This window comes from Catellatospora coxensis, from assembly GCF_016862635.1.
In the GTDB taxonomy this organism is placed as follows: domain Bacteria; phylum Actinomycetota; class Actinomycetes; order Mycobacteriales; family Micromonosporaceae; genus Catellatospora; species Catellatospora coxensis.
In genome coordinates this window covers 37104-49349 of the sequence record NZ_BONI01000021.1, presented here as the reverse complement: position 1 = coordinate 49349, position 12246 = coordinate 37104, and the positions used below count along the sequence as shown (strand labels likewise).

Annotated in this window: 13 protein-coding genes; 8 read left to right on the top strand and 5 right to left on the bottom strand. The window is 73.2% G+C overall.

The features are described 5' to 3' along the window. The first annotated feature begins 98 nt into the window (after nucleotides 1-98). Entirely contained in the window at nucleotides 99-887 is a 789-nt protein-coding gene (locus Cco03nite_RS14595; protein ID WP_203692614.1) for an AfsR/SARP family transcriptional regulator, read from the top strand. Between the two features lie 80 nt (nucleotides 888-967). Here Cco03nite_RS14595 and Cco03nite_RS14590 read toward each other — a convergent pair whose 3' ends face one another. Further along, on the bottom strand, nucleotides 968-1399 hold the full coding sequence (locus Cco03nite_RS14590) for a hypothetical protein (RefSeq protein WP_203692613.1): 432 nt from the start codon (nucleotides 1397-1399) through the stop codon (nucleotides 968-970). A gap of 153 nt (nucleotides 1400-1552) precedes the next feature. Beyond that, a complete protein-coding gene (locus Cco03nite_RS14585; RefSeq protein WP_203692612.1) occupies nucleotides 1553-1771 on the bottom strand; it encodes a hypothetical protein in 219 nt (72 codons plus the stop codon). A 141-nt stretch (nucleotides 1772-1912) separates the two neighbouring features. Between Cco03nite_RS14585 and Cco03nite_RS14580 the strand changes: the two genes are divergently transcribed. Further along, nucleotides 1913-3112, top strand: a complete 1200-nt coding sequence (locus Cco03nite_RS14580) for an NAD(P)/FAD-dependent oxidoreductase (protein WP_203692611.1) — start codon at nucleotides 1913-1915, stop codon at nucleotides 3110-3112. Nucleotides 3113-3130: 18 nt separating this feature from the next. Next, nucleotides 3131-4084 carry a sigma-70 family RNA polymerase sigma factor gene (locus Cco03nite_RS14575; protein ID WP_203692610.1) on the top strand — a complete coding sequence of 318 codons (954 nt, stop codon included), beginning with the start codon at nucleotides 3131-3133 and terminating at the stop codon, nucleotides 4082-4084. A gap of 81 nt (nucleotides 4085-4165) precedes the next feature. Here the strand turns inward: Cco03nite_RS14575 and Cco03nite_RS14570 are convergent, their stop codons facing one another. Together Cco03nite_RS14570 and Cco03nite_RS14565 are read right to left on the bottom strand one after the other, a co-directional pair. Continuing rightward, on the bottom strand, nucleotides 4166-4693 hold the full coding sequence (locus Cco03nite_RS14570; protein WP_203692609.1) for a DUF2269 domain-containing protein: 528 nt from the start codon (nucleotides 4691-4693) through the stop codon (nucleotides 4166-4168). 5 nt (nucleotides 4694-4698) lie between these two features. After that, nucleotides 4699-4842: a hypothetical protein gene (locus Cco03nite_RS14565; protein WP_203692608.1), complete on the bottom strand. Its 144-nt coding sequence runs from the start codon at nucleotides 4840-4842 to the stop codon at nucleotides 4699-4701. 117 nt (nucleotides 4843-4959) lie between these two features. Between Cco03nite_RS14565 and Cco03nite_RS14560 the strand changes: the two genes are divergently transcribed. Then, on the top strand, nucleotides 4960-5538 hold the full coding sequence (locus Cco03nite_RS14560) for a TetR/AcrR family transcriptional regulator (RefSeq protein ID WP_203692607.1): 579 nt from the start codon (nucleotides 4960-4962) through the stop codon (nucleotides 5536-5538). A gap of 15 nt (nucleotides 5539-5553) precedes the next feature. Here the strand turns inward: Cco03nite_RS14560 and Cco03nite_RS14555 are convergent, their stop codons facing one another. Then, nucleotides 5554-7965, bottom strand: a complete 2412-nt coding sequence (locus Cco03nite_RS14555; protein ID WP_203692606.1) for a heavy metal translocating P-type ATPase — start codon at nucleotides 7963-7965, stop codon at nucleotides 5554-5556. Between the two features lie 174 nt (nucleotides 7966-8139). Here Cco03nite_RS14555 and Cco03nite_RS14550 point away from each other — a divergent pair, with 174 nt between their 5' ends. The 4 genes from Cco03nite_RS14550 (at nucleotide 8140) to Cco03nite_RS14535 (ending at nucleotide 11983) form a co-directional block, all read left to right on the top strand. Beyond that, on the top strand, nucleotides 8140-8454 hold the full coding sequence (locus Cco03nite_RS14550) for a metal-sensitive transcriptional regulator (protein WP_203692605.1): 315 nt from the start codon (nucleotides 8140-8142) through the stop codon (nucleotides 8452-8454). A 111-nt stretch (nucleotides 8455-8565) separates the two neighbouring features. After that, the gene (locus tag Cco03nite_RS14545; protein ID WP_203692604.1) at nucleotides 8566-8778 is read left to right on the top strand and encodes a cation transporter; all 213 of its coding nucleotides are present in this window, start codon (nucleotides 8566-8568) and stop codon (nucleotides 8776-8778) included. Then, nucleotides 8775-9734, top strand: a complete 960-nt coding sequence (locus Cco03nite_RS14540; protein WP_203692603.1) for a DUF8832 domain-containing protein — start codon at nucleotides 8775-8777, stop codon at nucleotides 9732-9734. The genes Cco03nite_RS14545 and Cco03nite_RS14540 overlap by 4 nt, the downstream gene beginning before the upstream one ends. Then, nucleotides 9734-11983, top strand: a complete 2250-nt coding sequence (locus tag Cco03nite_RS14535; protein ID WP_203692602.1) for a heavy metal translocating P-type ATPase — start codon at nucleotides 9734-9736, stop codon at nucleotides 11981-11983. The genes Cco03nite_RS14540 and Cco03nite_RS14535 overlap by 1 nt, the downstream gene beginning before the upstream one ends. Nucleotides 11984-12246 lie beyond the last annotated feature (263 nt).

Below are 12246 nucleotides of genomic sequence, written 5' to 3'. Positions count from 1 at the left end.
ATCGTACGAGATCACCGCCTCGGCGCCGGCGCGTTGCGACGATTCCGGCACCTGTCAGGAAGGCCCGGGGTCGCCGGGCAGGCAGCGGGGAGGCAGTCGTGCAGACGATCGGCATGTTCGGGCCCATGGTCGCCAGCAGTGTCGACCTCGCCGAGGTCGGCGTGCCGCCCCGGCGGGTGCGGGCGATCCTGGCCATGCTGCTGCTGGAGAAGCGGCACCGCGTACTGCGCCGGCGCATCGGCGACGAGCTGTGGGGCGACCGTCCCCCGGCGTCGGCGGCGGGCAACCTGCGCAACCACCTGGCGACGCTGCGCGAGTGGCTCAACGGGTGCCTGCGACCCGCCCCGCAGCTGACCACACAGGACGGTGTGGTGGCATTGCGGCTGCCCGGCGACGTCAGGTTCGATCTGGACGAGTTCCGCGCCGCGCTCGACGCGGGACGCGACGCCCGGGGCGTGGACCCCGACGAGGCCGAGCGCTGCCTGGACCGCGCGATCCTGCTCCGGCGCGGGCGCCCGTTCCAGGACGTCCCCTGCGGCCCGGTGCTGTCGGCGACCGGGGTGCTGCTGGAGGCGTGGTGGCAGGCCGCGGTCGAGGAGCACGCCGGCCTGCTGCTGCGGCTGGGCCGGCCCGAGCAGGCGCGGGAGCGGCTCCAGCTCTTCGTCGCCGAGCATCCGACCAGAGAACGCGCCTGGGCGGTGCTGATGGCGGCCTGCCAGGCGTCGGCCGACACGGCGGGCGGCCTCGCGGTGTACCGGGCTGCCCGGGCCGCGCTGAACGACGAACTCGGCGTCGAGCCAGGCGCGGAACTGCAGGCCGCGCACCGGTCGCTGCTGCGCCGCGAGCCCGTCGCCCTGCCGTGGCAGCCGATGACCGCGAGGGTGTGACAGACCGGCCGAGCTCCCCTTCGGACGGTGCCGAAGGGGAGCCCAGCCGGCCCGACGTCGCGTACTCGGGCCAGCTCGGTTCAGGCGTCGTTGCGAGCCCAGGTGGCCCATTCGCCGCAGGTGGTCAGGGTGCAGGCGCGCCACCGGATCCGGCTGCCCGACCAGCCGTACAGGTGCTCGGTGCTGTTCTCGTAGAAGTCCTTGTTGCAGACGGCCCAGAGGCCGCCGTGGCCGCTGGCGCAGTAGCCCTGCCGGTACAGGCTCCAGGAGCCGCCGCCGACGTAAAGCTCGTTCTGCCACTGCAGCTCGACGGTTCCGCTGCTGGGGGTGCCGCGGACCCACAGCTGGTCGCCGGTCTTCTTGAAGCAGGTCCCGATTCCGGCGTGCTCCGGGAAATGGCAGATGGTGTCGCCGGACCTCACCCCGGTGCTGGCGAGGTTGTACTCCGGCGGCGGCCAGCCGGGCAGGTCCACCGCCGCGGCCGGCCCGGCCACGAGCAGGCTCGCTGCCACGAGCAGTCCCGCTGCGATGATTGATAGCGCGCGCCTCATCTTGCTCCTCTCGGCGACCCGTCGGTCGGATCTCCTCCATCTCAGCCCGACGGCGCACAGACCCGCGCACATCACGCGACGCGGTGCCGATCGTGGCTGCGGGACGGCGATCGCTCAGCCGTACCGGTAGCCGACGGCTTCGTCGCCGCGCGCCGCGTCGGCGTAGAAGCGGCGCAGTTCGCCGAGGAGCTGCTGCAGGTCTGCCAGTGATCTGGCCGGCCTGCCGCCGCCTGAGCTGTAGGCACCGGTGAGATCGGCGGCTTGGACCGGGAGCGGCGGGTGGCGCACCTCGGTCCGGTCTGCCTTGTGCCAGGCCCCGCCCGACCGCGCCAAACCGCTGCGCCATGCCGGCGATGATCACCCGTGGGTGTTGCGCGCACTGTGACCCACGCCATAGTCGGGTCCTGTCAGGAATCGGTGAGCTGTCCCGCTCAACTCGCGGGAGTCAAGCAAGCACACCGACAGGAGCAGCACATGAGACACCGCATCGTCGTCCTCGGCGCCGGGTACGCCGGGGCCTTTGTCGCCGGGACCCTGGCCCGCCGGCTGTCCCCGGCCGGTGCCGAGATCACCGTGGTCAACGCCGAACCGGACTTCGTCCAGCGGCTGCGGCTGCACCAGCTGGCGGCCGGCCGGGACATCGCGGCCCCGAGACTCGCCGACGTGTTCGCCGGCACCGGGGTGCGGTTGCGCGTGGCCCGCGTCACCGCGATCGACCCCGACCGGCGGGTCGTCGCGGTGGCCGACGCCGACGGCGGCGGCATGCTCGATTACGACACCCTGTTGTACGCGCTGGGCAGCCACGCCGCGGGCCGTGGCGTGCCCGGCGCGGCGGAGCACGGCTTCGACGTCGCGGCCCGGCCCTCCGCGCTGCGCCTGCGTGAGCGCCTGGACAGCCTGGACAGGCGCGGCGAGGGTGGCCGCGTGCTGGTCGTCGGCGACGGGTTGACCGGCATCGAGACGGCCACCGAGATCGCCGAGGCCCGGCCCGGCCTGTCCGTGACGCTGGTCGCCGCCGGCGAGCTGGGTGCCCGGCTGTCCGCCGGTGCCCGCGGTCACCTGCGCCGGGCCTGCGACCGGCTGGGCATCACCGTCGTGGAACACACCGTCGTCCAGGCCGTCGAGGCGACGGGAGTGCTGTGCGCCGACGGCACCGCCCTGGCGTCGGACGCGACGGTGTGGACGGCCGGGTTCGCGGTCGACCCCATCGCCGCCGCCGGCGGGCTGGAGGTCACCGGCAGCGGCCTGATCGTCGTCGACCGCACCATGCGGTCGGTGTCGCATCCGGACGTGTTCGCCGCCGGCGACAGTGCCTACGCCGTCGGCGACAACGGACTGCCGCTGCCGATGTCGTGCGCCTCGGCCGGCTACACCGGCCGGCAGGCCGTCGAAGCGATCCTGGGGCGCCTGACCGGCCGCAAGGTCGCGAACACCAAGCTGAGCTATGTCGGCAACCACATCAGCCTCGGGCGGCACGACGGGATCCTTCAGCCGGTCGACGCCCGAGCGCAGGCCGGTGCGAAGTACGTCGGTGGCCGCAACGCAGCGCGGATCAAGGCAGGGATCGTGTGGATGTCGCTGTGGGCCGTCGGGCACCCGACCTTCGGCCTGCCCCAGCGCGAGCACCGCCTGGCCGTCGCGCACGACGCGTCCGCCGCCAGGTCGCTCGCGTAGGCGCCTAGGGTGTTGCGTGTGGACGACACCGTCGCCGATCGGTTCGACACCGACCGGTTCGAGGCCAGCCGCACCCGGCTGGCCTCGCTGGCGTACCGGCTGCTGGGCTCGGCGGCCGACGCCGAGGACGCCGTGCAGGACGCGTACCTGCACTGGCAGGCCGCAGACCGGCGGCTCATCAACGTGCCCGAGGCGTGGCTGACCAAGGTCGTCACCAATCTGTGCCTGGATCGGCTGCGCTCGGCGCAGGCCCGCCGTGAACGGGCCGTCGGCGCGTGGCTGCCCGAGCCGCTGCTGGCCGGTGACCCGATGCTCGGCCCGGCGGACACGTTCGAGCAGCGCGAATCGGTGTCGCTGGCCGTGCTCACCGTCATGGAACGCCTGTCCCCCCACGAGCGGGCCGTCTACCTGCTGCGCGAGGCGTTCGCCTACAGCCATGCCGAGATCGCCGGAATCCTCGACATCACCGAGTCCGCGAGCCAGCAGCACCTCCACCGGGCGCGAAGCCGCATCACCGCCGTACGCCGCCGCGGCGCGGAAGCCGATCCGGCATCGGCGCGCAGGATCGTCGAGGAGTTCCTCACCGCCGCCGCCTCGGGGCGCACCGAACGGCTGGTGGCGCTGCTCACCGACGACGCGACCGCGATCTCCGACGGCGCCGGGCTGACCGCGACGCTGCTGCGCTACACCACCGCCCCGCGCATCGCCGCCGTCGCCCGAGCCGGGTTCACATCGACACCCGCCAAACGGCGACTTGCCGGCGGCACGTCCGCCGTCCACTACGCCGTCGTCAACGGCGCCCCCGCGATCCTGTTCGTCGTCGGCGACCAGGTGGTCGGCGCGGTGACGTTCGACATCGCCGACGGCAGGATCACCACGGTGCGCGGCATCGCCGCGCCCGCCCGCCTGACCCGCCTCGCCGCGGCATGGCAGCGGCACGAGCCGGACACGCCGCTCATCGCCCAGTGGTGACCCGGCCCGTTCGCGACCAGGCCGGCACCGCACAGCGACGCACCGCCGCCGCGGGTCTGGCTGGGACACGCGACGGCTGCTTCACGACTGGGCAGGTGGCCTGACCCCTGCCAGGAGGGCCATGCGGTGGCCGCGCACGGTACGGCCTCGCGGCTTGAACACGGCCAGCGCGGTGGCGATGAGCAGGACGACGATCGCGGCGGCGGCGTCGGCGAGCAGCTGGGTCTGCATGCCGCGCAGGTCGCCAGCGGCCAGTGCGGTGGTGTTGGCGGGGTCGGCGAGCTGGGCGATGGGCCCGGTGTGCAGCAGGAGCAGTCCGGTCGCGGGCAGGGCCAGGACGAGCTTGGCGATGATCCACCAGTGGCGGACGAGTCCCCAGCTGGTGCCCAGCGACTGCAGAAGGCCGGTGGCGCAGGAGGCCACGGCGAGCGGAACGATGACGGTCCGGGTGACGAGGTCGCCGGCTAGGTAGAGGGCGTGGGCGCGGTCGCCGTCGGTGGTGGTGAGGCCGGCGACCGCGATGGCGAGGAACGCGGCGACGGCTCCGAGCCAGCCGATGGATGTGCTGACGTGCGCGACGAGTGCGGTCTTGCGCAGGCGCGGTGGCATGCGCGTCAGTGGGCGCCGTGCGAAGGGCTGTTGCCGGTCAGGTGCAGGGCCACGAATGCCGCGGCGAGCACGAGCAGCGCCAGTGCCGAGAGCTTGACCCAGCGGGGTGTCTTCGGTGCGCGGTCGCGCGTGGCGTCGGGTGAGGTCATGGTGTCCGTCCTGACGGGTGGAGGAGGGCGGTCGCCGTCCCGGGGCAGACTTTAACGAGACACAGTGTCTTACACAATACGAGGTGTATCTCTCACGACGTCTCGTACACTTCTCGGGTGCCGAAGCTGTGGAACGCCACGATCGACGCGCACCGCAACGCGGTGCGCGAGGCGGTGCTGGATTCCACCGCGCGCCTGGTCGCCGACCAGGGCGTGGCGTCGGTGACGATGTCCCGGATCGCCGAGGCGGCCGGGATCGGCCGGGCGACGCTGTACAAGTACTTCCCGGATGTCGAGTCGATCCTGCGGGCGTGGCACGAGCGGCAGGTCGGGGCGCACCTGCACCAGCTCGCCCAGGTCCGTTCCCGGTACGCCGAACAGCCGTACCAGGCGCTGTCGGCGGTCCTGGACGCGTACGCGCACATCTGCCGGGCACAGCACGGTGGCGGCCCGATGGCCGCGTCGCTGCACCAGGGCGAGCACCTGGCCCATGCCCACGCGCATCTGCGGGAGCTGGTCGCCGGCCTGGTCGGTGACGCGGCCGCCGCCGGTGACGTACGCGGCGATGTGCCGGCGGCGGAGCTGGCCGCTTTCTGCCTGAACGCCCTGCAGGCGGCAGCGGGTCTGGCCTCGAAGGCCGGTGTCGGGCGGCTGGTGACCGTGACCTTGGCCGGTCTCCGTCCGCCGGCTGCCTGACACCGGCAGCCGAGCTCAGCCGGCCCGCGCCGGTGCCGGCGTGGCTGCGGCCCGCTGCGCGGGTGGGTTGTGGCGGCGCAGGAGCAGGGCGTTGAAGGTGACGATGATGGTGGAGGCGCTCATCAGCAGCGCCGCCCACTGCGGCTGCAGCAGGATCTTCAGGCTCGGGTAGAGCACGCCTGCCGCGACGGGGATCGCGAGGAGGTTGTAGATCGCGGCCCAGAACAGGTTCTGCTTGATCTTGGTGCGGACGGCGCGGGCGATGGACAGGGCGTAGCCGACGTCGGCGGGGTTGTCCCGGATGAGCACGACGTCCGCGGTCTCGACGGCGACGTCGGTGCCCGCGCCGATGGCGATGCCGATGTCGGCCTGCGCCAGGGCCGGGGCGTCGTTGACGCCGTCGCCGACCATCGCGACCTTCGCTCCCTGTCGCTGCAGTGCGGTGATGTGGCCGGCCTTGTCCTCGGGCAGGACCTCGGCGATGACGGTGTCGATGCCCAGCCCGCGGGCGACGGCTTCGGCGGTGCCGCGCTGGTCGCCGGTGAGCATGACGGTGCGCACCCCGGCGCGGTGCAGGACGCTGATCGCGGTCGCGGCCGACTCGCGGACCGGGTCGGCGACGGCGACGACCCCGAGCGCGGCGCCGTCGCGGGCGACGTACATCGCGGTCTTGCCGTCGGCGGCCAGTGTCGCGGCCGCGGCCGTGAGACCGTCGACGGCTACGTGCTCGCGCTGCATGAGCCGCAGGTTGCCGATGAGGATCCGCCTGCCGTCGACCGTGGCCTGCACGCCGTGGCCGGGGACGGAGTCGAACCGCTGCGGCGGCGTGACGTCCAGGCCCCGCTGCCGGGCGGCGTCGACGATCGCGGCCGCGAGGGGGTGCTGGGAGGGCTGGTCGGCACGTGCCGCCGAGGCGAGCAGGTCGGCCTCGGTCGCGCCGTCGGAGGGGACGAGATCGGTCACGGCGGGTCTGCCGGCGGTCAGGGTGCCGGTCTTGTCGAACACGACGGTGTCGATGGCGGCGGTGGCCTCCAGGGCGGTGGCGTTCTTGAACAGCACCCCGCCGCGGGCGCCCTGCCCGACGCCGACGGTGATCGCGGTCGGGGTGGCCAGGGCCAGGGCGTCGGGGCAGGCGATGACGATCGCCGACACCGCCGCGGTCACGGCGAACGCGACCCCGTGCCCGCCCCACAGCATCCACGCGGTGAAGGTGAGCGCGCCCGCGGCCAGCGCCACGTAGACGAGGTACTTTCCGGCGGTGTCGGCCAGGCGCTGGGCCGGGGCCTTGGACGCCTGGGCGTTCTGCACCATGGCGACGATGCGGGCCAGCGCGGTGTCCGCGCCGACCGCGGTGGCGGTGAACGTGAACGCGCCGGTGGTGTTGATGGTGCCGCCGACGACCGGGTCGCCCGCCTTCTTGCCCACCGGCACGGGCTCACCGGTGATCATCGACTCGTCGACGTACGACTGCCCGTCGGTGACCGTGCCGTCCACCGGGATCTTCGCGCCGGGCCGGACGACGATGACGTCTCCGGCGACGACCCGGTCGAGCGGGACCTCGGTGTCGGCGCCGTCGCGGCGTACGACCGCGGTCGGCGGGGCCAGGGACAGCAGGGCCTCGACCGCCCGGCCGGTCGCGAACCGGGAGCGCATCTCCAGCCAGTGCCCGAGCAGGCTCAGCGTGGTCAGCATCGCGGCGGCCTCGAAGAACACCTCGTGCCCGCCGAGCAGCGTCGAGGCCAGCGAGTAGAGGTACGCGACCAGGATGCCGACGGCGATCAGGGTCATCATGGTGACCTCGCCGAAACGCAGCGAGCGGGCGGCTGAGGAGATGAACGGCCAGCCGCCCCACCACACGACCGGGGTGGCCAGGATGAGCCCGAACCAGCCCATGGACAGCCCGAAGGGCGGCTGCTCGGGCAGGCCGATCGCGCCGCCGATCGGCGAGAACAGGACGATGGGAATGGTCAGCAGGGCGCTGACGACGAACCGGCGCAGCATCGAGGCGACCATGTGCTCGCCGTGGCCCGCGTGCTCCTCGTGGCCCGCGTGCTCCTCGTGCCCGCCGTGTGCGCCGTGGTCTGCGGCGGCGTGGCCGGGGTGGCGGGTGTCGGTCTGGTCGGCGGGTCCGACGGCGGGGTGGTCGGGCTGGCAGCACGAGGCGGGGCAGTCGGCGCACGCGCAGCCGTAGCCGTGCCCGGCCAGCAGCTCGCGGATGCCGTCGGCGTCGATGCGGCCGGGGTCGTAGGCGACGTGGACGACGGCGCGGGTGCGGTCGGCGTGCGCCGCGCTGATGGCCGGTTGCCGGATGAGGAGACGTTCGACGGCGGCCAGCTCGGTGGCGCAGAAGCAGAAGTCGAGGGCGACCTCGGCGACGCGGCCACCGGCGTCGTGGTGATGGTGGCCGATGTCGTGGTCGTGTTTCATCGCAGGCTCCCCAGTCCGTTCTCGATCAACTTCCAACATACCCCTTGGGGGTACCTTTCGCGGTCGCGTTTCGCATGAGGCCCGAGGCCGGAGCTTTCGGGTACCCATACCCCCTAGGGGTATCGACTCGGCCGAAGCTAGCATACCCCCCAGGGGTTTGACTACACTGGTGGCATGACGACGCAAGCGCACACTCCCCCGGCGGCCACGACCCGCGGTTACACCGCGAGCAAGGACCAGCTGCTCACGCGTATCCGCCGCATCGAGGGCCAGGTGCGCGGCATCGAGAAGATGGTCGAGGACGACCGGTACTGCATCGACGTGCTCACCCAGATCTCGGCGATCCAGGCGGCGCTGGACAAGGTCGGCCTGGGCCTGCTGGACGGCCACGCCCGCCACTGCATGCAGCACGGCGCCGAGGAAGGCCGCGGCGACGAGATGGCCACCGAGCTGATGGCCGCGGTCGGCCGGCTGATGAAGCGCGGCTGACGCCGCCCCCGATGTGACGCGCGGCATCTCCCTCCGATACACAAACCCCCCGGGGGTATGTTACGGTCGGCTCAGATACCCCACAGGGGTATAGTCTGAGGAGGGATCGCGATGGAGACCGTATACACCGTCAAGGGCATGACCTGCGGGCACTGCGTCAACTCGGTCAGCACCGAGATCGGCAAGCTCGACGGGGTGACCGGTGTGCGGGTCGACCTGGCCGGCGGCGCGGTCACCGTGTCCAGCGCCGGCGCCCTCGACGAGGCCGCGGTCGCTGCGGCCGTCGACGAGGCCGGCTACGAACTGGTGGGAGCACGGTCATGAACACCCCGCTCAAGCTGAGCCTGTTCGGGCTCGGGCTGGCCGCGGTGTTCGCAGCGTCATACGGGGCCGGCCACGTGGCCGGCCCCGCCCCCGCCGCCGCTCCCGCCGGGCACCAGAGCACCGCCCACGGCGGCGAGCACACCACCCCCACCGCGCGGACCGGCCCGGTCGAGGTTCCCGGCGGGCTGCAGGTCGCCCAGGACGGCTACCGCCTGCAGCCGCTGTCGACGCAGCTGTCGACCGCGCAGCCGCAGCCGCTGCGGTTCCGGATCCTCGGACCCGACGGGACGCCGGTCACCGCGTACGCCCCCACCCACGACAAGGACCTGCACCTGATCGTGGTCCGCCGGGACCTGGCCGGGTTCCAGCACGTCCACCCCGTCCTCGGCGCGGGCGGCGTGTGGGAGATCCCGATGCGGGCCGGCGCCGGGGCCGGGCAGTACCGGCTGTTCGCCGACTTCCGGCCCGCCGGACGCGACCAGGGCCTGACCCTCGGCGTGGACCTGCCCGCACCGGGCGCGTACCAGCCGGCAGCGCTGCCGGCCGCCGCCCGTACCGCCACCGTCGACGGATACACCGTGACCCTCGGCGGCGACCTGGTCCCCGGCACGTCGTCGAAGCTGACCCTCACCGTGGCCAGGGACGGCAAGCCGGTCACCGACCTGCAGCCGTACCTGGCCGCCTACGGGCACCTGGTCGCGCTGCGCGACGGCGACCTGGCCTACCTGCACGTGCATCCTGACGGCAACCCCGGCGACGGCCGCACCTCCGCCGGGCCGCAGATCGTTTTCCACGCCGAGGTGCCGTCGGCCGGCGCTTACCGGCTGTTCCTGGACTTCCAGCACAACGGCGTCGTACGTACCGCGGCGTTCACCGCCGTGGCCGGACCGGCGGCACCGGCCGCGCCGACCGTGGCGCCGGCGCCGAGCCCCACCCACGCCCACGGAGGGCACTGATGAGCACCGACAGCAAGCCCCTGGTCCTGGCGACGCAGCAGGTCGAGCTGGCGATCGGCGGCATGACCTGCGCGTCGTGCGCCGCCCGGATCGAGAAGAAGCTCAACCGCATGGACGGGGTCACCGCGACGGTCAACTACGCCACCGAGAAGGCGTCGGTCAGCTTCCCGGAGACCGTCTCCACCGACGACCTGATCGCCACCGTCGAGGCCACCGGCTACACCGCGGCCGTTCCCGTCGCCGAGCCGGAGACCGGCGCGGAGCCGGTCGACGAGCTGGCGGGCCTGCGCCGCCGCCTGTGGACGTCGCTGGTGCTCGCGGTGCCCGTCGTCGTCCTGGCCATGGTCCCGGCCTGGCAGTTCACCAACTGGCAGTGGCTGTCGCTGATGCTGGCCGCTCCGGTCGTCGCGTACGGCGGCGCGCCGTTCCACCGCGCCGCCTGGACGAACCTGCGCCACGGTGCCGCGACGATGGACACCCTGATCTCGGTCGGCACCCTGGCCGCGTTCGGGTGGTCGCTGTGGGCGCTGTTCTTCGGCACCGCCGGGGAGCCCGGGATGACGCACCCGTTCACGCTGTCGATCTCGCGCTCCGACGGAGCGGGCAACATCTACCTCGAGGTCGCCGCCGCGGTCACCGTGTTCATCCTGGCGGGCCGGTTCTTCGAGGCGCGGTCCAAGCGCCGCGCCGGCGCGGCCCTGCGGGCGCTGCTGGAGCTGGGCGCCAAGGACGTCACCGTACTGCGCGACGGCCGCGAGCAGCGCATCCCGACCGGGCAGCTGGTGGTCGGCGACCTGTTCGTGGTCCGTCCCGGGGAGAAGATCGCCACCGACGGCGTCGTCGACGACGGCGCGTCGGCCGTGGACGCGTCGATGCTGACCGGCGAGTCCGTGCCGGTCGAGGTGGGCGCCGGAGACGCCGTCGTGGGCGCCACGGTCAACGTCGGCGGCCGGCTGGTCGTCCGCGCCACCCGGGTCGGCGCGGACACGCAGCTGGCGCAGATGGCGCGCCTGGTCGAGCAGGCCCAGACCGGAAAGGCCGCCGTACAGCGGCTGGCCGACCGGATCTCGGCGGTGTTCGTGCCGATCGTCATCGCCCTGGCCGTGGCGACGCTCGGATTCTGGCTCGGCACCGGCAACGGTGTCGCGGCGGCGTTCACCGCCGCGGTCGCGGTGCTGATCATCGCGTGCCCGTGCGCGCTCGGGCTGGCCACGCCGACCGCGCTGCTGGTCGGCACCGGACGCGGCGCCCAGCTGGGCATTCTCATCAAGGGCCCGGAGGTCCTCGAGTCGACGCGCAAGGTCGACACCGTGGTGCTGGACAAGACCGGCACCGTCACCACCGGCCGGATGACACTGGTCGACCTGGTCACCGCCGGAGGCGTCGGTCAGCAGGAAGCACTGCGGCTGGCCGGCGCCGCCGAGGCCGCCTCCGAGCACCCGATCGCCCAGGCGATCGCCGCGGCCGCCGCCGAGGACGGCGACCTGCCCGCCGTCACCGGGTTCGCCAACACGCAGGGGCTCGGCGTGACCGGCGTCGTCGACGGCACGGCGGTCGTGGTGGGCCGGGCCGCGCTGCTGGCCGAGCACGGCCTGCGGGTGCCGGCCGAGCTCGACGCGGCCAGGCAGGCCGCCGAGGAGGCCGGGCGCACCGCGGTGCTGGCCGGCTGGGACGGGCAGGCGCGGGCGGTGTTCGCCGTCGCGGACGTGGTCAAGCCGACCAGCGCCGCGGCGATCGAAGGCCTGCGGGCACTCGGGCTGACGCCGGTGCTGCTCACCGGCGACAACAGCACGGTCGCGCACGCCATCGCCGCCGAGGTCGGCATCACCGAGGTCGTCGCCGAGGTCCTGCCGTCGGGCAAGGTCGACGTCGTCAGACGCCTGCAGGAGCAGGGCAAGGTCGTCGCGATGGTCGGCGACGGGGTCAACGACGCCGCCGGCCTGGCCCAGGCGGATCTGGGCCTGGCCATGGGCACCGGCACCGACGCCGCGATCGAGGCAGCCGACCTCACCCTGGTACGCGGAGACCTGCTCGCGGCGGTCGACGCGATCCGGCTGTCCCGGCGGACCCTGTCCACCATCAAGACGAACCTGTTCTGGGCCTTCGCCTACAACGTGGCGGCCCTGCCCCTGGCGGCGCTGGGGCTGCTCAACCCGATGATCGCGGGTGCGGCGATGGCGCTGTCGTCGGTGTTCGTGGTCTCCAACAGCCTGCGCCTGCGCGGCTTCCGCACCGTCACCGGCAACTGACGGTCCCGACCCGGTGGCGTCGCCCGACACTGGCGCCGCCACCGGCGGGAACGGCCCGGCTTCGGTCGCCGACCGGCGGCTCCACACGACTCGTCCTGCCCCCGTGGACCCGGGCGACCCAGCCCAAGCCGCCCCCGGCTGACACCCCCGACGAGCCACCTCCGCGTTGATCATGAACTTATGGCACGGCTCGTCGGCGTTTCGTCGCCACAAGTTCATGATCATCGCGGGAGATAAATGGCTTGCCCGAGCGCCGAGCAGGG

What these genes read in the sequence shown, in the direction of transcription:
- Cco03nite_RS14555 (WP_203692606.1), bottom strand. Translation starts at nt 7,965, where the DNA reads ATGAAACACGACCACGACATCGGCCACCATCACCACGACGCCGGTGGC.
- Cco03nite_RS14535 (WP_203692602.1), top strand. Translation starts at nt 9,734, where the DNA reads ATGAGCACCGACAGCAAGCCCCTGGTCCTGGCGACGCAGCAGGTCGAG.
- Cco03nite_RS14545 (WP_203692604.1), top strand. Translation starts at nt 8,566, where the DNA reads ATGGAGACCGTATACACCGTCAAGGGCATGACCTGCGGGCACTGCGTC.
- Cco03nite_RS14580 (WP_203692611.1), top strand. Translation starts at nt 1,913, where the DNA reads ATGAGACACCGCATCGTCGTCCTCGGCGCCGGGTACGCCGGGGCCTTT.
- Cco03nite_RS14565 (WP_203692608.1), bottom strand. Translation starts at nt 4,842, where the DNA reads ATGACCTCACCCGACGCCACGCGCGACCGCGCACCGAAGACACCCCGC.
- Cco03nite_RS14540 (WP_203692603.1), top strand. Translation starts at nt 8,775, where the DNA reads ATGAACACCCCGCTCAAGCTGAGCCTGTTCGGGCTCGGGCTGGCCGCG.
- Cco03nite_RS14550 (WP_203692605.1), top strand. Translation starts at nt 8,140, where the DNA reads ATGACGACGCAAGCGCACACTCCCCCGGCGGCCACGACCCGCGGTTAC.
- Cco03nite_RS14570 (WP_203692609.1), bottom strand. Translation starts at nt 4,693, where the DNA reads ATGCCACCGCGCCTGCGCAAGACCGCACTCGTCGCGCACGTCAGCACA.